The sequence below is a fragment of the Nocardia salmonicida genome (assembly GCF_036142455.1).
In the GTDB taxonomy this organism is placed as follows: domain Bacteria; phylum Actinomycetota; class Actinomycetes; order Mycobacteriales; family Mycobacteriaceae; genus Nocardia; species Nocardia salmonicida.
Map to the genome: position 1 here is coordinate 3,566,919 of NZ_CP108014.1, position 25,799 is coordinate 3,592,717.

Here is a 25,799-nt window from a genome sequence, read left to right on the forward strand (position 1 = left end):
TCGTGGCGTTCATCAACGCTGCAGGAAGGCGAACTCCTCCTGCAACTGAGCCGTAATGTCGCACAGCGCCGTCACCGACGGGCCCGCGTTGAGAACCTCGCGCGACACCGCGGGTACGGCGGCGGCGAAGTTCGCCTCGGTGACCAGGGCGCGGATGGAGTCCGCTCCCCCGCCCTGCGCGCCGACGCCGGGCATCAGGATCGGGCCGTTGAGGGCCGACAGGTCGGGCGCCTCGGTGAGCGTCGCACCGACGACCACGCCGACGGAGCCGAAACCGGACCCGGCATTGCGCGCCGCAGCCTCGTCGACCATCGTCTGGGCGATGGTGCGCCCGTCCGCGGCGGTGATCCGTTGCAGTTGCGCCCCTTCGGGATTCGAGGTCGCCGAGAGCACGAACACCCCACGGTGATTGTCCTTCGCCAGGCTCAGAGCCGGGTCGAGGGAGCCGAAGCCGAGGTACGGCGACACCGTCACAGCGTCCGAACCCAGCGGTCCGTCGCCGAGCCAGGCATGGGCGTAGGCATCCATGGTGGAGCCGATGTCGCCACGCTTGGCATCGGCCAGCACCAAGGTGCCGGAGGCCCGCAGCACCGAGATGGTGCGCTCCAGCACCGCGATGCCGCCGGAACCGTAGGTCTCGAAGAACGCGACCTGCGGCTTCACCAGGGCGACGCGACCGTCGAAGGCCTCGACACAGATCTCGGCGAAAGCCTCAAGCCCGTCGACGTCTTCGGTGAGCCCCCATGCCCGCAGCAGGGCGGGATGGGGGTCGATGCCGACGCACACGGGCCCGAACTGCCGCATGGCCTGCTGCAACCGGTGACCGAATGTCATGTCAGCCACGCAGCTTCGAGTGCAGTTCCTGCAGCGAGCGCACCCCGATGCCACCGTTGATGCCCGCCTCGATGCCCTGCACCGCCGCGGCCGCGCCCTGCACGGTGGTGATGCACGGGATGTTCGCGCCCACCGCGGCGGTGCGGATCTCGTAGCCGTCCACCCGAGGGCCCGAGTTGCCGTAGGGGGTGTTGAACACGATGTCGATCTCGCCGTCGCGGATCTGCTCCACGATCGAGGCCTCCGGCATGCCGGTGGCCGGATCGGTGGATTCCGGATCGGAGTGCTTGCGCGCCTGTTCGCAGGGAATGCCGTTGCGGCGCAGGGTTTCCGCGGTGCCCTCGGTGGCGAGGATGCGGAAGCCCAGGTCGTGCAGGCGCTTGATCGGGAACACCATGGCGCGCTTGTCGCGATTGGCGATCGAGACGAACACGGTGCCCTCGGTCGGCAGCGAGCCGTAGGCGGCGGCCTGGCTCTTGGCGAAGGCGGTGCCGAAGTCGGCGTCGATGCCCATGACCTCACCGGTGGACTTCATCTCCGGCGAGAGCAGCGAGTCGATGCCGGAGCCGTCGGCGCGACGGAACCGGTGGAAGGGCAGCACGGCTTCCTTCACCGCGACCGGCGCGTCCAGCGGCACGTGACCGCCGTCGCCCTCGGGCGGCAGCATGCCTTCCTTGCGCAGGTCGGCGATGGTGGCGCCGAGCATGATCCGCGCGCAGGCCTTGGCCAGCGGTACGGCGGTGGCCTTGGAGACGAACGGAACCGTCCGGCTCGCCCGAGGATTGGCTTCCAGGACGTAGAGCACGTCGTCCTTGAGGGCGTACTGCACATTGAGCAGGCCCTTGACGCCGATGCCCTTGGCCAGCGCGATGGTGGAGCGGCGCACGGCCTCGATGTCGCTGCGGCCCAAGGTGATCGGGGGCAGCGCGCAGGCGGAGTCACCGGAGTGGATACCGGCTTCCTCGATGTGTTCCATCACGCCGCCGAGGTAGACCTCGTCGCCGTCGCACAGCGCGTCGACGTCGATCTCGATCGCGTCTTCGAGGAAGCGGTCGACCAGCACCGGGTGATCGGGGTTCAGTTCGGTGGCACGGGAGATGTAGCCCTCGAGGGAGGTCTCGTCGTAGACGATCTCCATGCCGCGCCCGCCCAGCACGTAGGACGGGCGGACCAGGACCGGGTAGCCGATCTCGTTGGCGATCTTCTTGGCCTGCGCCACCGTGGTGGCGGTGCCGTACTTGGGCGCGGGCAGTCCGGCGGCGATCAGCACGTCACCGAATTCGCCACGGTCCTCGGCCAGGTCGATCGCGGCCGCGGAGGTGCCGACCACCGGCACGCCGGCGTCGGTGAGTCGCTGCGCCAGACCCAGCGGGGTCTGTCCGCCGAGCTGCACGATCACCCCGGCGACGGTGCCCGACTCGGCTTCGGAGTTGTACACCTCGAGGACGTCCTCGAAGGTGAGCGGCTCGAAGTAGAGGCGATCGGCGGTGTCGTAGTCGGTGGAGACGGTCTCGGGGTTGCAGTTGACCATCACGGTCTCGTAACCGGCGGCCGAGAGGGTCTGTGCGGCGTGCACACACGAGTAGTCGAACTCGATGCCCTGACCGATGCGGTTCGGGCCCGAACCCAGGATGATGACCTTCTCGCGCTCACGCTGCGGCGCGACCTCGGACTCCGCACCGGGATCCAGCTCGTAGGTGCTGTAGTGGTACGGGGTCTTGGCCTCGAACTCCGCGGCGCAGGTGTCGACGGTCTTGTAGACCGGGCGCACCTGGAGACGGTGACGCAGCGAGCGCACGCCCGCCTCGCCCGCCAGCTCGGGGCGCAGTGCCGCCAGCTGACGGTCCGACAGGCCGTAGTGCTTGGCGCGACGCAGCAGATCCTCGTCGAGGACGGGCGCGTCGAGGACTTCGGTCCGCAGCTCGACCAGGCCGAGCACCTCGGCGACGAACCACGGGTCCACACCGGAGGCCTTCGCGACCTCCGCGACGCTCGCGCCGTAGCGCAGTGCACGTTCGACCTGGTAGATGCGACCTTCGGTCGGCACGCGCAGGTCGGCGAGGATGGCTTCGATCGCCTCACGCACCGAGGCCGGATCGCTCGGATCCGCCGGGGCCCACTGGCCGTCGTCGGTGGTCCAGAAGCTGGCGGCCTTGGTCTCGAGCGAGCGCAGCACCTTGCCGAGGGCCTCGGAGAAGTTGCGGCCCATCGACATCGCCTCGCCCACCGACTTCATGGTGGTGGTCAGCGTGGCGTCGGCGCCGGGGAACTTCTCGAACGCGAACCGCGGCGCCTTCACCACGACGTAGTCCAGCGTCGGCTCGAACGATGCCGGGGTCTCGCCGGTGATGTCGTTGACGATCTCGTCGAGGGTGTAGCCGATGGCCAGCTTGGCGGCGATCTTGGCGATCGGGAAGCCGGTGGCCTTCGACGCCAGCGCCGAGGAACGCGAGACGCGGGGGTTCATCTCGATGACGATCAGGCGACCGTCGGCCGGATCCACCGCGAACTGGATGTTGCAGCCGCCGGTGTCGACGCCGACCTCGCGCAGGATCGCGATGCCGAGATCGCGCATCTTCTGGTACTCGCGGTCGGTGAGGGTCATCGCGGGGGCGACGGTGACCGAGTCACCGGTGTGCACGCCCATCGGGTCGACGTTCTCGATCGAGCAGACGATGACCACATTGTCGTTGCGGTCGCGCATGAGCTCGAGTTCGAACTCCTTCCAACCGAGGATGGACTCCTCGATCAGAACGTTCGCGGTCGGCGAGGCGGACAGGCCGCCACCGGCGATGCGGTCGAGGTCTTCCTCGTTGTAGGCCATGCCCGAGCCGAGCCCGCCCATGGTGAACGAGGGACGCACGACCACGGGGTAACCGAGGTCGGCGACGGTCTCGCGGACCTCGTCCATGGTGTAACAGACGGCGCTGCGGGCACTCTCGCCGCCGACCTTGGCGACGATGTCCTTGAACTTCTGCCGGTCCTCACCGCGCTGGATGGCGTCGAAGTCGGCGCCGATCAGCTCGACGTTGTACTTCTGCAGCACACCGTTCTCGTGCAGCGCGACGGCGGTGTTGAGCGCGGTCTGCCCACCGAGGGTGGCCAGGATGGCGTCGGGGCGTTCCTTCTCGATGACCTTCTCGACGAACTCCGGGGTGATCGGCTCGACGTAGGTGGCGTCGGCGAACTCCGGGTCGGTCATGATGGTCGCCGGGTTGGAGTTCACCAGCGAAACGCGCAGTCCCTCGGACCGCAGCACCCGGCACGCCTGGGTACCGGAGTAGTCGAATTCGCACGCCTGGCCGATCACGATCGGGCCAGAGCCGATCACCAGGATGTGCTTCAGATCCTCGCGGCGAGGCATCAGGCTCCTTCCATGAGACCGGCGAAACGGTCGAACAGGTATGCGGCGTCGTGCGGGCCTGCGGCGGCCTCGGGGTGGTACTGCACCGAGAAGGCGCGGCCGTCGATCAGCCGGACCCCTTCGACGGTGCCGTCGTTGGCGCAGATGTGGGAGACCTCGGCCTTGCCGAACGGGGTGTCGAACACCTCGCCGCGCTCGCCTTCGAGGGCGAAGCCGTGGTTCTGGGCGGTGATGGACACGCGGCCCGTGCCCTCTTCGATCACCGGGATGTTGATGCCGCGGTGGCCGAACTTCATCTTGTAGGTCTTGCGACCCAATGCCCGGCCCAGGATCTGGTTGCCGAAGCAGATGCCGAACAGCGGGATTCCGCGCTCGAGCACGCCCTGGGTGAGCGCGATGGCGCCGGTCTGGGTGGCCGGGTCGCCGGGACCGTTGGACAGGAACACGCCGTTGGGGTTCAGCGCGAGGATGTCGTCGAGGGAGGTGTTCGACGGCACCACGTGGGTGCGCACGCCGCGCTCGGCGAACATGCGCGGGGTGTTGGTCTTGATGCCCAGGTCGACCGCGACGACGGTGAACTTGTGATCGCCAATCGGTTCGATCGTGTACATCGCGTCGGTGCTGACCTCTTCGGCGAGGTCGGCGCCCAGCATCGAGGCCTGGCCGTTGACCCGCGCGAGGAGCTCCTCGTCGGTGGCCAGCGCGGCGCCGGAGAAGATGCCGGCCTTCATCGAACCGCGGCTGCGCAGGTGGCGGACCACCGCGCGGGTGTCGATGCCCGCGATGCCGACCACGTCCTGGCGGTCGAGCTCGTCGGTCAGCGTGCCGGTGGCGCGCCAGTTGGAGGAGACCCGCGAGGGGTCGCGCACGGCGTAGCCGGCGACCCAGATCTTGGCGGACTCGTCGTCCTCGTCGTTCCAGCCGGTGTTGCCGATCTGCGGGGCCGTGGCCACCACGATCTGGCGGGCGTAGCTGGGGTCGGTGAGGGTTTCCTGGTACCCGGTCATCGCCGTGCAGAACACGGCCTCACCGAGTGTCTGGCCCTGTGCGCCGAAGGCGGTACCGCGGAATACGCGGCCGTCCTCGAGCACCAAGGCTGCCTTCACTGTGCTCATTCATCGTCTCCCGTCGTCACCCTGGTATCCGCAGTCCATGCCGGGTACACCGTCTTGTCGTCGCCCCGGAATCCGGTATCTATCTCGGTTCCGGTCGGCAGTGTCCAGCGAATTACCAGCACACCATTTTCGGTCATCACCTTGCCCGCGTGTCCGCGCTCGGTACGCACGGCTGTCACCGATTCCTGCGGAATCCAGATCACCGTGGCGCCGTCGCGTTCGAGCAGAATTCCGCGTTCGAACCGCGTCAGTTCGGCGGTCGCCCGGAATCCCAGGTCACCGACCGCGATCCGGTCCTGCCAGCTGGGCGCGATGGTGCTGCCCAGGTACATCCCGGTGGTCGGTTCCAGTAGTTGTGCGCCCAGTTCGGCCGGCACCGTCGGCAGTTCGCCGATGCGTGCCTGCTGCCGCGTGGCCTTCTTCTGCCATGCCCGGTACATCAGCCACAGGCACACCACGAAAAATGCCAGCAGTCCGACTACCCACAGCGTTCTTTCCACGTCCTGGCCTCCCTAGATCCCGACCGCCTTGCCCTCGCGGGCAGTTACCCGGCCGCGCAGCACGGTGGCTGTGACCTCGGCCGGGAACGTCATGTCCTCGAACGGTGTGTTGTTCGAGATACTCGCGAGCTCGGCGCCGCGCACCGTCCACTCGGCGTCGGGGTCGATCAGCGTGAGGTTCGCGGGCTCGCCGACCGCGATCGGGCGACCGTGGTCGTCGAGGCCGACGATCGCGGCGGGCTTCTCGCTCATCACCTTCGCGACGCCGCGCCAGTCGAGCAGGCCGGGCTCGACCATCGTCTGCACGATGATCGACAGCGCCGTCTCGAGGCCGAGCATGCCGGGGCGGGCGGCCGCGAATTCGCAGCACTTGTCCTGCTCGGCATGCGGAGCGTGGTCGGTGGCGACGCAGTCGATGATGCCGTCGGCCAGTGCCCGGCGCAGGGCTGCCACGTCGGTGGACTCGCGCAGCGGCGGGTTCACCTTGTTGACCGCGTCGTAGGTTTCCAGGCGCGAGTCGTCGAGCAGCAGGTGGTGCGGGGTGACCTCGGCGGTGATCGAGATGCCCTGGGACTTGGCCCATTTCACCAGTTCGACGGTGCCCGCGGTCGAGGCGTGGCAGATGTGCACCCGGGCGTTCGCGTCGCGGGCCAGCAGTGCGTCCCGCGCGACGATCGACTCCTCGGCGGCGCGCGGCCAGCCGTGCAGTCCGAGGCGCGCGGCGTTGGGGCCTTCGTGTGCGATGGCGTTTACGGTCAGGCGCGGTTCCTCGGCGTGCTGGGCGATGAGCACGCCAAGGGAGTTCGCGTATTCGAGGGCGCGGCGCATGATCAGCGGGTCGTCGACGCAATGGCCGTCGTCGGAGAACATCCTGACCTGGCCGATACCGGCGGCCATGGTGCCCATCTCGGCGAGCTGCTTACCCTGCAGGCCGACCGTCACGGCACCGACCGGGAACACGTCGACGAGGCCGACTTCCTGGCCACGACGCCACACGTGGTCGGTGATGACCACCGAGTCGGCGACCGGGCTGGTGTTGGCCATCGCGAACACCGCGGTGTAGCCGCCCAGTGCGGCTGCGGCGGAACCGGTTTCGATGGTTTCGGTGTCTTCGCGGCCGGGTTCGCGCAGGTGCGTGTGCAGGTCGACGAAGCCGGGCAGCAGGATCTGGCCGTTGCCCTCGATCACCTCGGCGTCGTCGGACGCGGTGAGGCCGGTGCCGATGTCGGCGATGATGGTGCCGCGCACCAGGACGTCGACGGGGTCGCCTTCGCCGTAGGGCTTGACGTTCTTGATCAGCAGCTCACTCATACCGTTTCCTCCTGGCCGACGAGCAGCCGGAACAACACAGCCATCCGCATATGCACACCGTTCGAGACCTGCTGCAGCACAGCCGATTTCGGCGAATCCGCGACCGCAGAGGCGATTTCCATGCCGCGCAGCATCGGGCCAGGGTGCAGGACGACGGCGTCGTCGCCGAGCAGCGCGAGCCTGCGCTCGGACAGTCCGTAGTTGATCGAATATTCGCGGGCCGACGGGAAGAACCCGCCGTTCATCCGCTCCGCCTGCACGCGCAACATCATCACCGCGTCGGCACCGGGCAATTCGGCGTCGAGCGAGCTCGAGACCCGGCAGGGCCAGGCATCCACGCCTACGGGCAGCAGTGTGCGCGGCGCGACCAGCACCACTTCGGCGCCGAGCGTGTCGAGCAGGGAGACATTGGAGCGGGCGACCCGGCTGTGCAGGATGTCGCCGACCAGCACGATCCGCTTGCCCTCGATGTCACCGAGGCGCTGACGCAGGGTGAGTGCGTCGAGCAGGGCCTGGGTGGGGTGCTGGTGGGTGCCGTCGCCGGCGTTGATGATCGACGGGGCGACGCGGTTCTCCTCGCGCGCCCACTGCTCCATCCAGCGCGCGATCTGGTGCGCGGCGCCCGAGGCCGGGTGGCGCACGATCAGCGCGTCGGCGCCCGCCGCGTGCAGGGTGAGCGCGGTGTCGCGCAGCGATTCACCTTTGGAGACAGAAGAACTCGACGCGCTGACGTTGATCACGTCGGCGCTCATCCACTTGCCCGCGACCTCGAAGGACACCCTGGTACGCGTGGAGTTCTCGTAGAACACCGTCATCACGGTGCGGCCGCGCAGGGTCGGCAGCTTCTTCACCTCGCGGCCGAGCAGGGCCTGTTCGAAGCGTTCGGCTTCGTCGAGGAGTTCGGTGGCGGTGCCGCGATCCAGGTCGGCGACCGTCAGCAAATGCTTCACTCTTGACCTTCCTGATGCAGATACACGCCGTCACGGCCGTCGTGCTCGACCATCAGCACCGAGATGTCCTCGGCGCGGGAGGTCGGCACGTTCTTGCCCACGTAGTCGGCGCGGATCGGCAGCTCGCGGTGGCCGCGGTCGATGAGGACCGCCAACTGCACGGCGCGGGGGCGGCCGAGGTCGCGCAGCCCGTCGAGGGCGGAGCGGACCGTCCGGCCCGAGAACAGCACGTCGTCGACGAGGACGACCAGGGAGTTCTCGATGCCGCCGTCGGGTACCGAGGTGCGTTCGAGCGGGCGATGCGGGCGCGAGCGCAGGTCGTCGCGGTACAGCGTGATGTCGAGGGAGCCGAGCGCGGGGCGCACACCGGAGAATTCCTCGATCTTGTCCGCCAGCCGGTTCGCCAGAGTGGTGCCGCGGGTGGGGATTCCCATGAGAACCACCCGCGGTGCGTCGGCGTCGCCGGAATCCAGGGCGGTCTTCTCGATGATCTGGTGCGCGATACGCGCTACGGTCCTGGTCACGTCCGATGGCGACAACAACTCGCGACCGGCTGCCACCCACTCCGGGGTGTGCCGCTGCGACGTTTCGCCCGCGCCGGTTCTGGCCGCCCGTTCGGGCACAGCCATGCCGACCTCCTTCCCCGCCTCACCGGACGGTCCGTTAAAGGATGCCTAACTTGCCCGTCAGCCTATCAGCGCCGCGGGATGCCTTTGACCAGGTAGGCCCACCTGTGAGCGCGACCACGAACAGCCGACTGGTGACCGCTGCCGTGGCGGTGATCACAGGCGCTCCGAAAGTGCAGCGAGCGCACATATTTCACCGCCACGGAGCGAGGCGACGACCACCCGGTGCGAACCGATCCGTGATCGCATTCACGTCGTCGGAACGACCGCGATAACTGCGGCCGCCCCCGCTTGACATTGTTCAGCTTCGGTCACACTCGCTCGGCGAGCACGACGCCGACCTCCGGGTCGTTCACCGCCACGTCTCGACCGAGGGGAACGATCATGTCGTCCCAGGTGCGGAACCGGGTGCGCCAGCCGTGTTCGACCAGCCACTGTTCCCCCGGACGCCCGGCATCCGGAGGTATCGGCGCATCGCTGTCGCCTGCGACGAGTCGACGCAGTTCGGCATAGGGCGGGGCGTCGGGATCGACGGCGAAGCGGCTGAGCCCGAATCGGCTCCCAGGGGCGGACAGGGCCGTCAGCGTCGCCACCACACGGAGGTGGTTTTCGGGAGGGAGGTACGGAAGCGCGCCCTCGTCGATCCAGTGCGTCGGCTGGTCAGGCCGAAACCCCTGCTCCCGCAACGGGTCGGCCCAGTCTGTTCGCAGGTCGATCGGCAGGACGTGCCGGTGCGCCGTCGGTGTGGCGGCCGCGGCTCGCAGCACCGGTTCCTTGAAGGCGAACAGCTCCGGCAGATCGAGTTCGTAGACGGTGACCTCGGCGGGCAGACCCATCCGGTAGGCCCGGGTATCCAGTCCGGCGCCGAGCAGGACGATCTGGCGACATCCGGCGGCGACCGCGTCGGCCACCCGGTCGTCGACCAACCGAACGCCGACGGATCGGCCCGCGAAGAACTGTTCGGCCAACGCCTCGACTCGCTCCCACCGCGCCGCGCCGCCCTCGGTGCGGGCGAAGTCGCGGCGCGCGGCATCGACGAACGCCGTGGCGAGTGGGTCGTCGTAGAGCCGATCCGGCCTGCGCGACTCCTGCTCACGGATCACCGCGACCCCGATCGCTGTCAGTGCCACCCCGGCGGTGGGCGCGTTCACCTGTGTCATCGTGATCCTCCTCGAAACTACCTTGCCGACCGGCTAGTGATCTCGGTCATGATCCGACGGTAGGCTCGCCCTAGCCGGTCGTCAAGCAAAGGAAAGCCCCGTGGACGGACGTCGTAGCGACACCAAGGAACGCATTCGCGCGGTGGCGATGGAACTGTTCTCCGAGCGCGGCTACGAGAAGACCTCGCTACGCGAGATCGCCGAGCGACTCGGCGTCACCAAAGCCGCGCTGTACTACCACTTCCGGACCAAGGAAGACATCGTTGTCAGCCTGTCCGACGATCTGCGTCGCGGCATCGACGACATCGTCACCTGGGCCGAACAGACCCCGCCCGGGCACGAGCGCGCCGAGCAGATCCTGCGCCGCTACAGCGCGCTCCTGCACAGCCTCGGCCGTGACATGGTGCGGTTCTGGCACGAGAACCAGCCCGCGTTCCGTGACCTGGGTTTCGGTGCGGGGCTGCGCTATCAATTCCGCGTCCTCGCCGATCTCATGACCGGCCCCGACGCCGCCCCGCTCGACGTCTATCACGCCCGGCAAGCGCTGCTCGCGATCAGCTGGAGCCTGTCGATGATGGGCGACCTCGAGCTGACCGACGACCAGATGCACACCGCCGCAACGGATATAGCGATCGATATCCTCGCCCGGATCACCTAGCCGAGCACCGGAAATGCGTTGCCACCGCGTCGTGGGGTCCGCCATCATCGGTCATGACCATCGGCAGCAGCGCTCATTCCAGGTCGACGCCCCCGGAACAGATCGATCTGGGCGATCTCCTGGTGCGCCGTTGGCGTCGCAGTGACCTGACTCGCCAGTTCGCCGCGTTGAGCGCCTCGCACACCCACCTGCGCCCGTGGATGTCGTGGGCCGAGCAACCACCCACGCTCGCCGGGCAACGCCGATCCCTACAGACCTCGGCCGCGCACTGGCCTACGCCCGACGGCGGCTACCTGTACGGAATCTTCACCGCGCGGGGCGAGGTGGCGGGCGGCATCGGACTCCACGACAGGATCGACCCCGCCGCCCTGGAGATCGGTTACTGGTGCCATGTCGCCCACACCGGCCGGGGCATCATCACCCGCGCCGTCCACGCCCTGACCGTCGCCGCGCTCGCCCTCCCCCACATCGTTCGGGTCGAAATCCATTGCGACGCGGCCAATGTCCGCAGCGCGGCTGTTCCACAGCGGCTCGGATACGACCTGGTCAGCACTGCCCCGCGCCCGCGGACGGCGCCCGCCGACTCCGGCATCGGAATGGTCTGGGCGACAACGGCGCGGGCCGGAGTCGCGGCGAATGGGGGCCGAGAAGGTCGCTTGTCGCCCGATGACCCACCGACTAGACTGTGACGCGCACCACATCGCGACGGCTGTTCGGTACCGCCGCCCAGAGCAATCGTGATTCGATCGGAGCGCCGGATCGCGGTGTTCGACCGCGACCCGCCACCCCTCGGACCGGGCCCGAAGTCACTCCAACCTCGCTCGACCGTGCAAGGAGATGACCGCCATGACGGTTGCCGTCGAACTCGAATTCACCGGCTCGACTCTCGAACAGTACGACCAGGCCCTCGCGAAGATGGGCTTCGAGCACGGCGGCTCCGGCGGTCCAGGACTCCTGTTCCATCTGGCCAGGAAGACCGACACCGGATTCCACGTCACCGACGTCTGGGAATCCGCCGAGCAATTCCAGAGCTTCGCCGAATCCACCCTCGGCCCCGTCGGCATGGAAGTGGGCATGCCCAACCAGCCCACCATCGAAGTCCACGAAATCTACAACTACCTCGCCCAGGGCAACTGACTCACGACACCGCCGATCACTCGCCGAACCACCTCGACAACGTCGAACACAACAACGCCAGCCCCTCGGCGTCCAACCGTTCGCCACCGGGGCTCGACGAACAAGTAGCCCGGCAACCCCGCGCCCGCACCGAGGACACGGTGGGTGACGACTACGACCTCGTCGGCGAACACGACCGAACCCACCAGCGAACCGCGACCTCGATGCTTGGCGCAGATCAGGCATTCGGGATCGGTGGGGACGACTCCATTCACTCGCTCCGGCACCGAGATGTCGAGCGTTCGGCGCGAGACGATGTGCCGGATCGTGCGTCTGCGGGCGGTGACATCGGGACGCCGGATGATCAGGGCGTGTGGGCGCGGAGCGCTCGGGCGAACCAGGTGAAGATCGGGGCCAGGTCGGGTTGTTCGGGCCAGGCGTTCACGGTGGCGAGTAGGCGCCAATAGCGTTGTACGCGTGGGTCGTCGGCTACTTCGAGGCGTTCCAGAATCCACGCGCGGAGGGCGTTGTCGTCGGGGCGGTTGAAGGTCGTGGCGTAGCGGGTGGTCAGGGCGTCGACGATGGGGGTCGCGGCGGGAGGTTCCGGGGAGATACCTGTGGCGATGGCGTCGGCGACGAGGGTGCGGACGGCTTCGGTGAGGTCGTGGTGCAGGCCGGTGGTGTCGCCTGCGGCGCGTTCACGGGCCTGGTAGTCGGCCATGCGACGGACGGCATCACGGAAGTCGTTGTCCTGCACCAGTTCTGCCAATTCCATCCAGGCTGCCAACTGGTCGGGGGTCGGGTCGTCGGGAAGATCGGGCACGCTCGCGCGGACCAGTTCCACCATGGCGGGGTTGGCGGCATAGCGGCCGAAGGTGTCGTCGACGAAATCCTCGATGAGGCGATGCCTTTCGGCGGCGGACAGGGCGGCGAGTCGGTGCATGAGTTCCATCTCTCGTTGATCGGATTTCCGGGCGGCCACCGCACGCAACACGGCCCGGCGCACACGCAGGGCCCTGATCTCGACGTCGAGCGCGTCCGCGTGCGTGGCGGCGACCGCTGCCATCGAGGTTTCGCGATCGAGTACCTCGCGCACGGTGGTCAGGTCCATGCCGAGCGCGCGCAAGGTGCGGACGAGCTCCAGCTGTGCGATCGCGGCGGTGCCGTAGAGGCGGTGGCCGGCCGGGCTGAGCGTGGTCGGCGCCACGATGCCACGGTCGGCGTAGAAGCGGATGGCTTTGACCGTCAGCGCGGTGCGCGCGGCCGCCTCCCCGATCGTGCAGAGCATGTCGTCGTCCATGGATCTCAGCGTGCCGCCTCCCCTCAGGGGAGATGCAACCCCTGTGCCGCTCACACCGGAATATCGGCGAGTTGATCCTCGAGCCTGATCGGGGCGACCGGTCACAGTGGCGCGGGCGGTTCCGGCGCGGTCTGACGGGTGGGCAGCGCGCTGATCGTCAAGGCCAGCATGACCAGGGCGATGCCCGCGAGTTCGAGCATCGTGGGGCGTTGCGCGAGGGCGATCGCGCCGACGACGGTCGCGGTCGCCGGGAGCAACGCGAGCAGCAAGGCGAAACGCGCGCGGCCCACGGCGGTCAGCACCACCTGGTCCAGCGCGTACGGCACCGCGCTCGACAGCACGCCGACACCGAGACCGAGCAGCCAGGTCCGCGGGTCGGCGAACACCGCGGCATCGATCGCCAGCTGCGGGATCAGCACGAACGGCGCCAGCAGCACGGCGGCGGCCGCCATGCCGACAGCGAGGGAATCCTGGCCGTCACCGGTGTCGGCGACGCGCTTGCCGACCAGGATGTAGGCCGCCCACAGAACGGCCGAGGCGAGCGCGAAACCCACACCGACCGGCTCGACATCGAGTTGCACGCCGGCCAGCAACACCACCCCGATCGCCACCAGCGCCACGGCGAGCAGGTCGCGCGCCCGTCGCGAGCCCAGTGTGGCGACGGCGACCGGACCGAGGAATTCGATGGCAACGGCGGTACCGAGCGGGATGCGCGCGATGGCCTCGTAGAACACGATGTTCATCGACACCGTGACGATTCCGAAGCCCGCCGCCGTCGCGACGCCCCGCCGCGTCCAGCGGGTCCGCCACGGACGGCGCCATGCCAGCAACGCCACTCCCGCCGCGGCGGCGCGCAACCAGGCGACCGTGGCCGGTTCGGTGGTGTCGAAGAGGAATACGCCGAGTGCCGCGCCCACATATTGCGAGGTCGCCGCCACGATGAACACCATCGGCACCGACCAGCCTGGCAACGCGCGCGTCGCCGACCGCTCGGTGGTCGAGATCGAATTCATCCCAGGAGTAATCCACAGACGGGCACGGATTTCAACGCGAACCGGCCCAGGATCGAATGATCCTGGGCCGGTCCGTGATTCACGGTGACATTGCGTCACGTGGCGGTCAGGTTCGCTGTCGGAAACTCAGCGCCGGAAGCCGTAGCCTTCCCGGTGTTCGCGCGATTCCTAGACGCCGAACCACAGGGTCAACGCCGCACGCAGATCAGCTGCGGCGGTGTCCGATGGTTCGTCGATCGTCCCTGCCCAGGCGATATGACCGTCGGGGCGGATCAGCAGAGCGTCGGCCGGGCGATCGAGGGTCTTACCCGAGTGGATCTCGACGCGTGGCGCCCACTCCCCGACGACCTCGCGCAGGTCGGCGCGGTCGGCCAGGTCGAGGAAGACCGGTCGCGCGGTGTGCATGAGTTCGGCGACGCCGGTGGTGCCCTGATCGGTGTGCAGCGTTAGATCGGGTACGAAAGTGCCGGTGAGCGAATGGTTTCCGCTGATCTCGTAGCGCAGATCGGTACCCGCGACGAGGGCTCCCATGCGACGCAACGCGGGTTCGTCGGACAGGAGTTCCTGGAATACCGCCCGCAGTGCCACGGCGGCGGGGTCCTGGCCCTGGCGAAGGGCGGCCTGGGCGCGGGTCTGCAGCAGTGCGCGGCCACCGGCGAAGTGGCGTTCGCAGTGGTAGGTGTCGAGCAGGTCTGCCGGTGCCCAACCTCGGAGATCGGCGGCCAACTTCCAGGCCAGGTTCACCGAATCGGTCATTCCGAGGTTCATCGCGGCACCGGTGGCGGGGAGCAGATGGGCCGCGTCACCGGCCAGGAAAACCCTGCCCACCCGGTAGTTTTCGGCCTGCCGGTCCTGGAATTGGTAGCGCGACAAGCGAGTCGGCGCGCCCAGCGGAACCTCCGCGCCCAGCACGCGTCGCACGCTGTCGCCGAGTTCGGCCATGGTCAGCGGTTCGTCGTTGTCGTATTCGGCATCGTCGTTCTCGGTGGTCTGGAAGAACATCACCCGGTCCTCGGCACTGACCCGTCCCAGCGCGAACACCCCGTTGTCGGTGTGGGTGAATCCCGGATCGATCCGGCCGACACCGGGCACCTCGATCCCGCCGTCGTCGAGCACGGTCACCGACTCGTGCACCGCGACCACTGCCAACCGGTTGACCTCCGGATAGGTGCTGCCGGGGAACCCGATTCCCGCCAATTCGCGGATCCGGCTGCGGCCACCGTCGCAGCCGACCAGATAGCGGGCCCGCACCCGGTAGCGCCCGTCCGGGCCGTTCACCTCCGCGATCACCGCGTCGTCGACCTGGGTCACCGCGACCACCTCGTGTCCGCGCCGGATCTCGGCTCCGAGGTCGACGGCGTCCTCGGCCAGCAGTTCCTCGACCCGTGCCTGCGGAATCGCCATGGCGTGCATCGGCGTTTCGTCGAGCCCGGTGAAGTCCAGGTACACCCCGCCGAAGGGGAAGATCGGCTTCGGACTCGGGTCACCGCTGACCGCGATCATCCGATCGAGCAGTCCCCGATACCGCAGCACATCCAGAATCCGCCCACCGAGACCACTGGCCTTCTGCGCGGTGCCCGGCTGTTCCCGACGCTCGAGCACCAACGGCCGCACCCCCGCCCGACCCAGTTCCCCCGCCAGCATCATTCCGGCAGGTCCAGCGCCGACAACGATCACGTCGGTGGTCATCTCTTGCATCTTCGTCACTCCCGAATGTGGCTGGTCCCTGCGTTGCCCAGCGATTCTGCAGCACCACCGGGGCCTTGCCGCAAGCCCCCGGGTGAGCTATAAGTTAGAAGGGGCAACGAGTGAGCACACCTCGGAAGAGGCCCGATATCGGTCAGTGGGTACCGGTCAGCGCCATACCCGCCCCGACTCCGATGATCATCAGTCCGCCTGTGCTGCCGACAGTTTCGAGGCGACGCGGAGAACGCGCGAACCACGACCGCGCCGTCGCCGCGAGCAGTGCCCAACAACCATCCGACAGCGCCTGGATCGTCAGGAAGATCGCGCCCAGGATCAGCAGTTGCGCGGGCAGCGCACCCTGGGCCGGTACCGCGAACTGCGGAAGGACCGCGCCGAAGAAGACGATCGTCTTGGGGTTGGTGGCACCGACGATGAATCCCTGGCCGAGCACCCGACTTCCACCGACGCTCGGGGCATTCGAGTGCAAGGCCGCCGCCAGCTCCTTGCGCCGCCGGATCGTCGCGACGCCCAGATAGATCAGGTACCCGGCTCCGACCACCTTCACGATCAGGAACAACGTCGCCGAGGCCATCAAGACCGCACCGAGGCCCACCGACACCGCGACCAACGGCACGAACGATCCGGCGACTGCCCCCGCGACCGACAGCACAGCGGACCGGCGCCCCAGCGTCAATGCCCGGCCGATCGCGAACAGCACGTTCGGGCCGGGAATCACGATGATGATCAGGGAGGCGACGGCGAAGGCCGCGGCATGTGACAGCGGAACCATCTGTCGCAGCGTAGCGGCGACCGGCGGACTTCGTGTGACAGTGCAGCTTCCGTGGTAACCGCGAACAACGCGCTCAGGGAACGCGCAGAACCGAACGGACCAGTTCCTCGATCGCCGAGCGCAATCGGTCGACTTCTCCTGCTCTGGCCATGTGCTGAGCGAGTTCCCCGCCGACCGTCGACAACAACAGTGCGCCCACGGTGTCGGCGTCGATATCGGGCCGGACCTCACGTAGGAGCGTGCCGATGTGCTGTGCCCAGAACGTATGGAATTCGGCGCTGCGCGGATGCGGCGGCATCGCCTGATAGGCCGCGATCAGCTCCACGTCGTCGGTGACCAAGCTCGTCATGGCGTCGAAGAAGGCCAGTAGCCGATCGGTCGCCGCCGCGCCGGGCCCCAGGGGTGGTGGGCCGCTCGAGACCGCCGCCATCAGCGCGACGGCGCCCTCGGCGACGAGCTCGTAGAGCAGGCCCGCGCGGCTGCCGAACCGGTGGAAGATGGTGCCCTTCCCGACGCCCGCCGCCGCCGCCACGCGGTCCATCGTCACCCCGGCCGCGCCGTGCTCGGCCAGCAGCGTGGCGGTGGCATCGAGGATCGCTCGACGGTTGCGCGCCGCGTCGGCGCGTTCGGTGGGACGTCGGTCGGTCATCGCACCCGCTTTCTCGGCACCCGCCGATCGTTGACAAGTTGACCGCCGGTCCATATCGTTCGAGATATCTGGACCGGCAGTCAACTTATGGAGTTCTGATGCAGGCAATCGTAATGACAGAGACCGGCGCACCCGAGGTCCTGGTCGCGCGTGAGGTCGGCGAACCTCGTCCGGGCGACGGGCAGGTCGTCGTCCGGACGGAGGTGGTGCCGGTGCTGTACCCGGAGACCAAGGTCCGGGCCGGCGCGTTCCCCTTTCCCGCACCACTGCCCGAGGTCTTCGGATTCCAGGCGGCGGGCACTGTGGTCGATCTGGGCGCGGGCGTTGATCGAGGATTGCTCGGCGCGCGGGTGGTCGCGTCGACCAGCGGGTTCGGCTCCTATGCCGAACTCGTTGTCGCCGAAGCTGATTCGGTGACGGTGATCCCGGACGGTCTGACCACCGAGCACGCCGCCGCGATCCTGATGTCAGGGTCGGTGGCGCTGGCTCTGATGCAGACCGCGGCGGTCGCCGCAGGCGAGACCGTGCTGATCGAAGCAGCGGCAACCGGCGTGGGCGGCTGTCTCGCCCAGCTGTGCGCCGCCGCGGGCGTGCGCGTCATCGGCACCGCGGGCGGGGAACAGAAAGCCCGCCTCGCCCGCGACAACGGTGCGCACGAAGTGCTCGACCACACCGCGCCCGACTGGGCGGACCAACTGGTCGATCTGCTCGCGGGCGGCACGGTAGACGTCGTATTCGATTCCATCGGGGGCGATTCGCTCACCCCACTGCTCGACCGGATCACACCACTGCGCGGCCGGATTCTCAGCTACGGCTGGCTCGACGGCGCACCCGCACAGCTGGGCGTCACCGATCTGATCCTGCGCGGGCTCACGCTCACCGGGTGCGCGGGCAGCGCATGGCTCGGCGAAGTCGCCCGGCAGCGGTCGGCGGCGCTCACGGCTACGGCACAGGGACTACTGACACCCGCGGTGCATTCGGTCCTCCCCCTCGCCGGCGCCGCGGACGCGCACCGAATGCTCGAGGACCGGGTCGCCTTCGGCACCGTTCTGTTGCGGCCGTGACGATCCCGACGGCCCGGATCACCACCTTCACGTGACCGGATTCCTCGAGTGTCTTGCCAACGGCACACAACGATTCGAGATCGACGGTGCGGATTTCGCGGCCGAATTCCTCGAAGCGCAGGGTGTCCGCGATGTGCGCGGCGACATCGTCCGGGACGCCGTCGCCGCGCACACGACCGGCCTCAGCGACTCACCGGTGTACCGACGACGACCCGCCGCCATCTGGATCGCGGTCACCGGCCAGGACTGAGCCGGTAGTCCGTGCGGAACAGTTGCCCATCATGGGTCGCCGGTTTCAGGCGACACCGAACGGATTGTCGATGATGTAGCGCCAGAAGCCGTCGGCGTCGCGACGGGCGACGTCCGTGGCGGTTCCCGATACGTGGACCGGCTCGCCGTCCGGGCCGGTGCCGTCGATCTCCCAGTCGACGATGAGCAATGCGATATCTCCCGCGACGTAGGTGTGGCGCGGGCTGACTCGGATAGGCAGGCCCAGAGCGAGGAACTCGGCATTGGCCGCTCGCAATGCGGGCCCGGTGACCTCGCTGCCCGGTTCCGGCACGAATACGGCGTCGTCGGTGTACACCTCGGCGAGCGAGTCCGAATCGAAGGTGTTGAAGCGGGCCGCGAACACCGCCGGATGTTGCCTCGGGTCGACAGTGAGGGCGACAGTGGGGTTGTGACGAGAACTGGTATGGGTCATAGCGACAGCCAACTCGGCCCGCGCGTAGGCAACCAAACGGTGACCGACACGGGCTGGGACGACGAGCTCGTGCCCGACGACCGCGGGCGAACCCGCGCGCCGGAACCGGACTGCCCGGTCGAGGTCACCCTGGCCGCCATCTCCGGCCGCTGGACAACCCTGGTTTTGCGCGAACTCATGAGTGGGCCGCTCTCGTTCGGCGAGTTGCGGGACCGGCTGCCGTCGCTCAGCGCCAAAGTGCTGACCGACCGTCTCCGCGATCTCGAAGCCCGCGCACTGGTCGAGCGACGGGCGCACCGCGGCTTCCCCGTGCGCACGAGTTACGTCCTCACCGATCGCGGCCGGGCGCTGCGGCCACTTCTCCTCGAGCTCTATCGGACCGGCGACACCTTGGCCGCCTTGCGTCCGCGAGACTCCTGATCGAACACCATCTATCGAACATACATTCGAATACGTTGTAGACTGTCGCTCATGTCGCTGCCCCTGCAAGGTTCACTGTTCGACGGTGATGCGATTGCCCTGGGTTCGATCGAGGCGATCCGGCGCACCCAGCTCGATGCCACGAGCTGGGTCGATGTGATACCCGGCTGGCTCAGCGGCGCGAGTCAGCTGTTCGATCGGCTGGCCGAGCGGGTGCCATGGCATGCCGAACGCAGGCCGATGTACGACCGGGTGGTCGACGTGCCGCGGCTGGTGTCGTTCTTCGGGGAGAACGATCCGCTGCCCGATCACATTCTGGTCGATGCGCGGGCGGCGCTCTCCGCGCACTACGCGGCCGAGCTCGGTGAACCGTTCCTGACGGCCGGGCTGTGCTTCTATCGCGACGGCCGCGACAGCGTCGCCTGGCACGGGGACACGATCGGCCGCGGCGCCACCCACGACACGATGGTCGCGATCGTGTCGGTCGGGGCGCCGCGCTCGCTGCTGCTGCGGCCGCGCGGTGGTGGTGCGAGCGTGCGGTTCACGGCGGGACACGGGGACCTGTTGGTGATGGGTGGTGCGTGTCAGCGCGCCTGGGAGCACGCGGTTCCCAAGACCGCGCGCCCCGTCGGACCCCGCATCAGCATCCAGTTCCGCCCGCGCGGCGTCCGGTGAACACCGAACCCCCGACAGCCGCTACGCGGTGGTCGGCAGGCCACCGCCTCGGGGGTCGGCGAGGGCTCGCGCCGCCACGGTGGGGGCGTAGCCCGCCAGCGCGCGGACGAGGTCCCGGATGCCTTCGCGAGTGGATGCCGACAGGCTCGCATGGCGTGCCACATCGAGCTCGTTGACAATCGTCAGCTCCGCGAAATCGCGTAGGTCAGTCCCCTCGATCGCCCTCGACTCACCGGTGAACCGGTCGATCACGGTCAACGGTCGCTGCCCGAGGTCTCGGTATGTCCGCTCACGATCGCAGGCGCCGTAGAGGTACACCAGCGCCTCCGCATCGGCCCCGATGACGGCGCGCAGACGCCCGCGATCCTCAATGGGAAGCAGGGCATGCGCGAAACCGTCGGTGCCATATGACGCGTGACAGATCGCAGCCAGCTGGGCGCGTGGCGCGGCGTTGCATTCGACCGTGAGGGCGTGCACCCGATGCAGATGCGCGTGCAACGTCCCGCCGGGATGTTCGATGTGTTCGGTCCCGAGAGCGCGTTGGAATTCGAACGCGCCGCGCACGATCGGGTCGGCGGCCAGCCAGCTGGGAACGCAGGCCAACAGAATACGGGCCAGCTCCTCTGGGGCTTCCCGCGCCACGAGGTGGCCGACATCTGACAACTCGGTGACGGTGACCCGAGGGTTCACAGCGCGGAACCGGTCCACATCGGCGGCGCTGAGCGGTGAGCGTTCGGCATGCACGAGCAGGATGGGCAGGTCCGACGCCGCGGCCGTCGCCTGCAGTCGCGGGCCCCACGTCAGAGTGTCTTCGACGAGCTCGGCCCGGCGATCGCCCAGCCCGAGATCACCGAGCCATGCGCGGACCCGATCCGGATCGGGCCATGCCACGACATCCACGAGAACCAGGCCGACGACACGTTGCGCGACAGTCGGTTCGGCGAGGGCGGCGATGGCGGCCAGCCCGCCGATCGAGGCTCCCACCACGACGATCGGCGTCGGCTCGCGCCGCACCATCGCGATCACGTCGTCGCGCAACGCCCGAAGAGTTGTCGCCTGCCCGGTGCTCTCGCCGTGACCACGCAGGTCGTAGGCCACCGTCCGCAACCCAGCTGCGGCAAGCCGTGCCGAGATCGGCGCCCACACACGGCGATCCTCACCACCCGCGTGGAGCAACAGCACCGTCGGTCCCGCGCCGGTGACAGTGGCCCGCACCGTGACATCGCTCAGTGCGACGCTGACATCGGTGTCCATAGACGCTCCTCATTGAATTCCGGTGCTGAGCGCTGAATCGGACGTCCCCGCATTCGCCCGCAACCATCATCGGCGAGACCCGACGAACGGGTCAATCCGCGGTGTCCCATGACCGACCACAGGTCTCAGACTCCTCACCGCGAGCATCGGATCGACCGAACCCGCCATGAGTTCGTCGGGTACAGCCGAATCGGCGTTCACTCCGCCGCTACCGACACCGCGACGCCTCGCACCGGCGTCGAGCAGCGACGCCCGCGGGGGTCGATCATGTGACAGCGGTTCGTCGCCGTGACGGGGCCAGGGACTATGCCCGGGTTGGCGGGTTGTGCGTGACTGAGGGATACGTTGACATGGCGGATTGTCGGTGGCTGGTCGTAGGATTCCGGGCATGGGGAGTTCACTTCTGCCGCACGTGCGGGCGTCGAGTGCATCGGCGGGGCTTGTCCTGGCGGCAGGTCGGGTCCCCGAGCCGCCACGAGAACGGGTTCGGCCGGTCGGCGAGGCATCGGCGGTAGGTCGAAACACGGGGGCGCCGTGGCGAGATCGGTAATCGACATTGCCGAAGGCGTTGCTCAGCAACAGGATTCGGTTTCGATACGGCTAGTGGAGGCCGTATCCTGGTAGAAGTCCGCAGTCAGGTGCACAGGGGGTCGTGGTGATCGTCGTTGTCGCGGACGAGAGCGAACTCGAAGGCGCGGAACAGATCGTCGGCGCGGCCCTCCGTGACCAGGCGTTTCGGGCGGGCGGCGTCGCCGTGTTCCGCTGCCATGTGCCGGAGAGCCGGGGCGGGTCGGTCGAGGTCGACGCCTTGGTGTGCACGCCGCAGAGCGTGACCATCGTGGAGGTGAAGGGTTTCACCGCCCGTCAGGAAGGCACTCTCGCCACCCCACCGAACGGGCCGTGGACCATCGACGGCGAGCCCGCCGCGCTCTATCACGCCGTCCGGGTACCGAATCCGTTCGTCCAGGTGCGCCGACAGGTGTTCGCCGCCAAGAGCTTGCTGCAGCAGTCCGGAATCTTCGGCTGGGTGAACGCGGTGATCGCGCTGGTGTCCCAGCCCGGCACCGAGATCACCATCGAGGAAACTCGAATCGCCGACGGGTACCGTGCGGTGCTGATCGATCGTGATGACGTCGGGGCGCTGCACGACCATTTCCAGGCGGAGAGCGGGCGCACCGTCCGGCTCAGCGTCGATGACGTCACCCGGGTGTTCGCCGCGTTGAACCTGGGCCACCTGTTGCCGTCGCCCGATGAGCTGGTGGCACAGGGTTTTCCGGCCGTTCTCGACCCGGCGACCACGTCCCGACCCGCCGGCCCGACTGCCGTGGAGCTCGGCTCCTCTTCAGGGACAGCAGAGTCCGACACCACATCGAATCCGGCTGCGGCGTCGACCAGTTCGGCACGGGTCACCCAGGCGGCGACACCCGCCTTCCTCGCTGCGATCGACCGGCTCGCCCATCGAGCCCCTACGTCATCTCGCCCCGAGGAGTCCGCGACACCGCTACAGTCCGAGGAGGTGGCGGAATCACCTTCTTCGAGCGAGGAAAGCGTTGCACACGTTGATGATTCGGACAGCGGGGCGGTACCGGCCACCGCGATCGGACGACCGCCATCCGGGCCCGAACCCGCTGATCAGGTGACGAACGAAGCCTCCTCGTCCGAGAAAGACCCGTCTCCGGACGACGCTCCCGAACGCGAGTCAGCCGAAGCGGACACGGCTTCGCACAGCGAAAGCGTCGCACCCACCGCATCTTTCGACGACGACACGAAGAACACGGACTCGCCTGCCCCTGACGAAGTGGCCGAAGCATCGGACAGAGCGTCCGAAAACGTTGTCTCGCTGACCAAGTCGACCGCTGGAACCGAGTCATCCACGATCGACGATCCGTTGGCTGGTGACGGCGACCGTGCTGCGAGCGAAAGTTCGGCGTACCGCCACGAACCCACATCGGACGACAGGGAGGATGCCGCTACGAGCACCCCCGGTCCGACGGTCGGCGTGGGTGCGGCGGTCGGTACGGCTGCCGCCCTTGGCACCGCCGCCGCGGTCGGTTCGGCCGGCTCGACCGGATCGTGGAGCACTCCCTCGCCGTCGCGCGACACCCACGCCGTCGCGCCCGCGTACCGTTCCTCGGAACCGGAAGCACCCCGGCAGAATTCGGAGCACTGGTCGGATTGGGTCGAACACGACCGGACGACGCGGCGACCGACGCTGTCGGACAGGTGGCAGTCATGGCGTCGGGGTAACGGTTCGTCGCTGATCGACCGGTGGCACAATCGCCCCGTTCGGGAGCGGAGTCGGCCGAGGCGAGGACTGCGGGTCGGGCCCGGTGTCGCGTTGCTGCTGTTCATCGCCCTGTTCGGGGCCGGGTTCTTCGCGATCACGGCGGTACAGGCGAGTCGATTCGAGATGTCGGACTACGACCGGATGTGCGGCGCGGACAAGAAGCCGTTTCCTGATGCCGCGCCCTATCAGCGCGACGGCGCACGGCCGATCTACCTGTCCGGTGAACTCACGGCCATGGTCCACCCGGACGATCCGACCGCGTGGAACCCGGACGACCCGTCGACCGTGCAGCTCATCGCCTGCATGAAGCAGCTGGAACTGCGCGATCTCGTCCAGACCTGCCAGTACGGTCCCTCCCCCGGCGCACCGATAGGGCGCACCGTCAACCTCTTCCGCGCCACCTACGAGATCGCCGTCTACGAACTCCACACCGGACGCGAGGTGGCCAAGGCGACCATGCTCGGCGAACGCTATTCCGCCAACCCGTCCAACACTGACCCGGACCGCTGCCGAGCCGCCGCCGACGCCCCCGACTACCTCGGCCGCCGCCTCGGCCAACCCTCGGCGGCCCAGCTCACCGGCTTCCTCGCCCCGTTGGTCCACGCCGACCGCTGAACCCCTTGACCTCGAGCGAACTCGAGGTAGCAAGATCACTTCGTGCCCAGCGCACACCCGACACCGCGCCTACCCAGCGTCGGTCGCGCCTCCGCCGGTTTTCCTCGTACACCCACCGGCGGAGGCCGTCGGGGTTCTCGGTGATGCGTGAGTTCGATTGCGGCAGTGGCAAGCTGGCGGGGTGGAACAGCCGAATATCGCGCAAGGACAACAGCCCTGGCAGGCGCCGGGTCCGGGCGATCAGTGGCGACCGCCCCGCGGTCGTCGCAAGCGACCGGGCTATCGGGAGCAGCAGGCGCGCACTGCGCGCTTGTTCGGTGGCAGACGAAAATGGTTGCTGCTCGCACTGGCCGCCCTCGTGCCGATCAGTGCGGTCGGCTTGGTGGCCTGGGGTCTGCTCTCGCCGCGATCGGATACGGAGCGAACCGGCGATTGCGGGTACTACACAGATCCGGGGCGACGTGGCTGGGACTTCCATCGGCGGGCATGTACCGACCCCGACGCGGTGTTGATCATCACCAGCGCATGGAGTACGCAGAAATGCGCGACGGGAGACCTGGACTTCTCCCGGGATCGCCGAAAGAACACCAGCAGCCCCAGGAAGTACCTGTGCACTCATCTCAATGCGAAAGTCGGTGAGTGTGTCAACGATCCGGGCAACGTCAATTTCTACCTGGTTCGGCTACGCAAAGTTCCCTGTGGCGCAGGGGCATTCGAGGTCGACACCCGCGTCGATGCCGATGATGCCAAGGTCTGCGACGCCTCGCGGAAGCGGTTTCGCGAGACGAAGCCGGTGACGCACACCACGCCCGCGGTCTCGTTCTGCCTGCACAAGATCTGACCCGGCGGATCGGCCGGTGCCGCCCCCGAACAGCAGAACAGCCGCACGTCCACGTCGGACGTGCGGCTGTCTGGAACGGTTCACGCCGAAATGGTGATTTCCCATTCGTGGATCGTCAGGTCCGAGGCACCGGTGGTGTGCAGCGGATCGGAGTGCACCAGTGCTGTTGCGGCAGCATGGCTTTCGGCCAAGACAACGTAGGCGCCGCCGGTGCCGTCGGTGAAGCCGCCGCTTTCCTGGAGTCGACCCGCGGCGAGCAGCTCCTGCAGGAAGGTGCGGTGCGGTTCGATCACCGAGGCGTCGAACTTCGGGGTGCGCTCGGCCATCACGAGGTACTTGCGCGCCACGGTCAGGACTCCGCCTCGCCGCGGGCGGCCTTCGTGGCGGCCGTGGCCGCGGCGGCGGCGCGAACCTGGGGCGCCACCTGCACGACCTGGCCGAGCACGCCGTTCACGAACGACGGGGAGTCGTCGGTGGACAGTTCCTTGGCCAGCTCGACAGCCTCGTCGACCGCGACGACCGGGGGGACGTCGGTGGCGTGGAACAGTTCCCACACCGCGATCCGCAGGATGGCCCGGTCGACGGCGGGCAGCCGCTGCAGGGTCCAGTCCTGGAGGTAGCCCTCGATGGTGCCGTCGACCCGGTCGAGGTCGTCGGCGACGCCCTCGACGAGGGTGGTGGTGTAGGCGTGCACGGGGGCCACGCTCTGGTCGCGGGTCGCGAGGTCAGCGCGATCCGAGAGCAGCACGGAGACGTCGACATCGCGCGCCTCCGCCTCGAACAGCAGGTCCACGGCCCGGCGGCGTGCCTTGTGGCGCGCGCCGAGCTTCTTGAACGAGCCCTTCTTGTCTGCCGGGGAGTCGGTCAC

General features: G+C 68.2%; 26 protein-coding genes. 9 read left to right on the forward strand and 17 right to left on the reverse strand.

The window, feature by feature from the left end; translation table 11 throughout:
- Nucleotides 1–12: 12 nt before the first annotated feature.
- From pyrF to OHS03_RS16970, 8 genes are all read right to left on the reverse strand, one after another.
- Nucleotides 13–834: an orotidine-5'-phosphate decarboxylase gene (gene pyrF, locus OHS03_RS16935; protein WP_328663901.1), complete on the reverse strand. Its 822-nt coding sequence runs from the start codon at nt 832–834 to the stop codon at nt 13–15.
- A 1-nt stretch (nt 835) separates the two neighbouring features.
- The gene (gene carB, locus OHS03_RS16940; RefSeq protein WP_328663903.1) at nt 836–4,198 is read right to left on the reverse strand and encodes a carbamoyl-phosphate synthase large subunit; all 3,363 of its coding nucleotides are present in this window, start codon (nt 4,196–4,198) and stop codon (nt 836–838) included.
- Nucleotides 4,198–5,313 carry a glutamine-hydrolyzing carbamoyl-phosphate synthase small subunit gene (carA, locus tag OHS03_RS16945; RefSeq protein ID WP_328663904.1) on the reverse strand — a complete coding sequence of 372 codons (1,116 nt, stop codon included), beginning with the start codon at nt 5,311–5,313 and terminating at the stop codon, nt 4,198–4,200. Before carA ends, carB begins: the two co-directional genes overlap by 1 nt.
- Nucleotides 5,310–5,813: a PH-like domain-containing protein gene (locus OHS03_RS16950; RefSeq protein ID WP_056810572.1), complete on the reverse strand. Its 504-nt coding sequence runs from the start codon at nt 5,811–5,813 to the stop codon at nt 5,310–5,312. The genes carA and OHS03_RS16950 overlap by 4 nt, the downstream gene beginning before the upstream one ends.
- 12 nt (nt 5,814–5,825) lie before the next feature.
- A complete protein-coding gene (locus OHS03_RS16955; protein ID WP_328663906.1) occupies nt 5,826–7,124 on the reverse strand; it encodes a dihydroorotase in 1,299 nt (432 codons plus the stop codon).
- A complete protein-coding gene (locus OHS03_RS16960) occupies nt 7,121–8,074 on the reverse strand; it encodes an aspartate carbamoyltransferase catalytic subunit (protein WP_062983028.1) in 954 nt (317 codons plus the stop codon). The genes OHS03_RS16955 and OHS03_RS16960 overlap by 4 nt, the downstream gene beginning before the upstream one ends.
- On the reverse strand, nt 8,071–8,703 hold the full coding sequence (gene pyrR, locus OHS03_RS16965) for a bifunctional pyr operon transcriptional regulator/uracil phosphoribosyltransferase PyrR (protein WP_301901442.1): 633 nt from the start codon (nt 8,701–8,703) through the stop codon (nt 8,071–8,073). Before pyrR ends, OHS03_RS16960 begins: the two co-directional genes overlap by 4 nt.
- A gap of 308 nt (nt 8,704–9,011) precedes the next feature.
- Complete coding sequence (locus OHS03_RS16970; RefSeq protein WP_328663908.1) at nt 9,012–9,860, reverse strand: SAM-dependent methyltransferase; 849 nt, start codon at nt 9,858–9,860, stop codon at nt 9,012–9,014.
- Nucleotides 9,861–9,960: 100 nt separating this feature from the next.
- Between OHS03_RS16970 and OHS03_RS16975 the strand changes: the two genes are divergently transcribed.
- The 3 genes from OHS03_RS16975 to OHS03_RS16985 all read left to right on the forward strand — a co-directional run bounded on the left by OHS03_RS16975 (nt 9,961) and on the right by OHS03_RS16985 (nt 11,655).
- Entirely contained in the window at nt 9,961–10,518 is a 558-nt protein-coding gene (locus OHS03_RS16975) for a TetR/AcrR family transcriptional regulator (protein WP_328663909.1), read from the forward strand.
- A gap of 53 nt (nt 10,519–10,571) precedes the next feature.
- Nucleotides 10,572–11,207 carry a GNAT family N-acetyltransferase gene (locus tag OHS03_RS16980; RefSeq protein WP_328663910.1) on the forward strand — a complete coding sequence of 212 codons (636 nt, stop codon included), beginning with the start codon at nt 10,572–10,574 and terminating at the stop codon, nt 11,205–11,207.
- 157 nt (nt 11,208–11,364) lie between these two features.
- A complete protein-coding gene (locus OHS03_RS16985) occupies nt 11,365–11,655 on the forward strand; it encodes a hypothetical protein (RefSeq protein WP_056815412.1) in 291 nt (96 codons plus the stop codon).
- A gap of 343 nt (nt 11,656–11,998) precedes the next feature.
- Here the strand turns inward: OHS03_RS16985 and OHS03_RS16990 are convergent, their stop codons facing one another.
- From OHS03_RS16990 to OHS03_RS17010, 5 genes are all read right to left on the reverse strand, one after another.
- Nucleotides 11,999–12,934: a MerR family transcriptional regulator gene (locus tag OHS03_RS16990; protein WP_328663911.1), complete on the reverse strand. Its 936-nt coding sequence runs from the start codon at nt 12,932–12,934 to the stop codon at nt 11,999–12,001.
- 101 nt (nt 12,935–13,035) lie between these two features.
- Entirely contained in the window at nt 13,036–13,947 is a 912-nt protein-coding gene (locus OHS03_RS16995) for an EamA family transporter (RefSeq protein ID WP_056810581.1), read from the reverse strand.
- Between the two features lie 168 nt (nt 13,948–14,115).
- Entirely contained in the window at nt 14,116–15,636 is a 1,521-nt protein-coding gene (locus tag OHS03_RS17000) for an FAD-dependent monooxygenase (RefSeq protein WP_328663913.1), read from the reverse strand.
- 151 nt (nt 15,637–15,787) lie between these two features.
- Nucleotides 15,788–16,423 carry a LysE family translocator gene (locus OHS03_RS17005; protein WP_328663914.1) on the reverse strand — a complete coding sequence of 212 codons (636 nt, stop codon included), beginning with the start codon at nt 16,421–16,423 and terminating at the stop codon, nt 15,788–15,790.
- Nucleotides 16,424–16,496: 73 nt separating this feature from the next.
- On the reverse strand, nt 16,497–17,072 hold the full coding sequence (locus OHS03_RS17010) for a TetR/AcrR family transcriptional regulator (RefSeq protein WP_062983017.1): 576 nt from the start codon (nt 17,070–17,072) through the stop codon (nt 16,497–16,499).
- Between the two features lie 98 nt (nt 17,073–17,170).
- Here OHS03_RS17010 and OHS03_RS17015 point away from each other — a divergent pair, with 98 nt between their 5' ends.
- Both OHS03_RS17015 and OHS03_RS17020 read left to right on the forward strand, forming a co-directional pair.
- Nucleotides 17,171–18,136, forward strand: a complete 966-nt coding sequence (locus OHS03_RS17015) for a quinone oxidoreductase family protein (protein ID WP_328663915.1) — start codon at nt 17,171–17,173, stop codon at nt 18,134–18,136.
- 31 nt (nt 18,137–18,167) lie between these two features.
- The gene (locus tag OHS03_RS17020) at nt 18,168–18,386 is read left to right on the forward strand and encodes a hypothetical protein (protein ID WP_328663916.1); all 219 of its coding nucleotides are present in this window, start codon (nt 18,168–18,170) and stop codon (nt 18,384–18,386) included.
- A gap of 45 nt (nt 18,387–18,431) precedes the next feature.
- Here the strand turns inward: OHS03_RS17020 and OHS03_RS17025 are convergent, their stop codons facing one another.
- Nucleotides 18,432–18,839, reverse strand: a complete 408-nt coding sequence (locus OHS03_RS17025) for a YybH family protein (protein WP_328663917.1) — start codon at nt 18,837–18,839, stop codon at nt 18,432–18,434.
- Between the two features lie 39 nt (nt 18,840–18,878).
- Between OHS03_RS17025 and OHS03_RS17030 the strand changes: the two genes are divergently transcribed.
- The gene (locus tag OHS03_RS17030; protein WP_328663918.1) at nt 18,879–19,259 is read left to right on the forward strand and encodes a winged helix-turn-helix transcriptional regulator; all 381 of its coding nucleotides are present in this window, start codon (nt 18,879–18,881) and stop codon (nt 19,257–19,259) included.
- A 51-nt stretch (nt 19,260–19,310) separates the two neighbouring features.
- Entirely contained in the window at nt 19,311–19,934 is a 624-nt protein-coding gene (locus tag OHS03_RS17035) for an alpha-ketoglutarate-dependent dioxygenase AlkB (protein WP_062983009.1), read from the forward strand.
- A gap of 21 nt (nt 19,935–19,955) precedes the next feature.
- Here the strand turns inward: OHS03_RS17035 and OHS03_RS17040 are convergent, their stop codons facing one another.
- Entirely contained in the window at nt 19,956–21,188 is a 1,233-nt protein-coding gene (locus tag OHS03_RS17040) for an alpha/beta fold hydrolase (RefSeq protein ID WP_328663919.1), read from the reverse strand.
- A gap of 652 nt (nt 21,189–21,840) precedes the next feature.
- Between OHS03_RS17040 and OHS03_RS17045 the strand changes: the two genes are divergently transcribed.
- Nucleotides 21,841–24,090, forward strand: a complete 2,250-nt coding sequence (locus OHS03_RS17045; protein ID WP_328663921.1) for an NERD domain-containing protein — start codon at nt 21,841–21,843, stop codon at nt 24,088–24,090.
- A gap of 181 nt (nt 24,091–24,271) precedes the next feature.
- Nucleotides 24,272–24,931 (forward strand): hypothetical protein, encoded by a 660-nt coding sequence (locus OHS03_RS17050; protein WP_328663923.1) that lies wholly within the window; start codon nt 24,272–24,274, stop codon nt 24,929–24,931.
- A gap of 80 nt (nt 24,932–25,011) precedes the next feature.
- On the opposite strand, the gene OHS03_RS17055 is transcribed toward OHS03_RS17050, so the two are convergent.
- Together OHS03_RS17055 and nusB are read right to left on the reverse strand one after the other, a co-directional pair.
- Nucleotides 25,012–25,278 (reverse strand): YciI family protein, encoded by a 267-nt coding sequence (locus OHS03_RS17055; protein WP_328663925.1) that lies wholly within the window; start codon nt 25,276–25,278, stop codon nt 25,012–25,014.
- A 2-nt stretch (nt 25,279–25,280) separates the two neighbouring features.
- Nucleotides 25,281–25,799: a transcription antitermination factor NusB gene (gene nusB / locus OHS03_RS17060; RefSeq protein ID WP_056810618.1), complete on the reverse strand. Its 519-nt coding sequence runs from the start codon at nt 25,797–25,799 to the stop codon at nt 25,281–25,283.

Coding starts and splice junctions, on each gene's coding strand:
- pyrF (WP_328663901.1), bottom strand. CDS start 834: ATGACATTCGGTCACCGGTTGCAGCAGGCCATGCGGCAGTTCGGGCCC.
- carB (WP_328663903.1), bottom strand. CDS start 4,198: ATGCCTCGCCGCGAGGATCTGAAGCACATCCTGGTGATCGGCTCTGGC.
- carA (WP_328663904.1), bottom strand. CDS start 5,313: ATGAGCACAGTGAAGGCAGCCTTGGTGCTCGAGGACGGCCGCGTATTC.
- OHS03_RS16955 (WP_328663906.1), bottom strand. CDS start 7,124: ATGAGTGAGCTGCTGATCAAGAACGTCAAGCCCTACGGCGAAGGCGAC.
- pyrR (WP_301901442.1), bottom strand. CDS start 8,703: ATGGCTGTGCCCGAACGGGCGGCCAGAACCGGCGCGGGCGAAACGTCG.
- OHS03_RS16970 (WP_328663908.1), bottom strand. CDS start 9,860: ATGACACAGGTGAACGCGCCCACCGCCGGGGTGGCACTGACAGCGATC.
- OHS03_RS16980 (WP_328663910.1), top strand. CDS start 10,572: ATGACCATCGGCAGCAGCGCTCATTCCAGGTCGACGCCCCCGGAACAG.
- OHS03_RS16985 (WP_056815412.1), top strand. CDS start 11,365: ATGACGGTTGCCGTCGAACTCGAATTCACCGGCTCGACTCTCGAACAG.
- OHS03_RS16990 (WP_328663911.1), bottom strand. CDS start 12,934: ATGGACGACGACATGCTCTGCACGATCGGGGAGGCGGCCGCGCGCACC.
- OHS03_RS16995 (WP_056810581.1), bottom strand. CDS start 13,947: ATGAATTCGATCTCGACCACCGAGCGGTCGGCGACGCGCGCGTTGCCA.
- OHS03_RS17000 (WP_328663913.1), bottom strand. CDS start 15,636: ATGACCACCGACGTGATCGTTGTCGGCGCTGGACCTGCCGGAATGATG.
- OHS03_RS17005 (WP_328663914.1), bottom strand. CDS start 16,423: ATGGTTCCGCTGTCACATGCCGCGGCCTTCGCCGTCGCCTCCCTGATC.
- OHS03_RS17010 (WP_062983017.1), bottom strand. CDS start 17,072: ATGACCGACCGACGTCCCACCGAACGCGCCGACGCGGCGCGCAACCGT.
- OHS03_RS17015 (WP_328663915.1), top strand. CDS start 17,171: ATGCAGGCAATCGTAATGACAGAGACCGGCGCACCCGAGGTCCTGGTC.
- OHS03_RS17025 (WP_328663917.1), bottom strand. CDS start 18,839: ATGACCCATACCAGTTCTCGTCACAACCCCACTGTCGCCCTCACTGTC.
- OHS03_RS17035 (WP_062983009.1), top strand. CDS start 19,311: ATGTCGCTGCCCCTGCAAGGTTCACTGTTCGACGGTGATGCGATTGCC.
- OHS03_RS17040 (WP_328663919.1), bottom strand. CDS start 21,188: ATGGACACCGATGTCAGCGTCGCACTGAGCGATGTCACGGTGCGGGCC.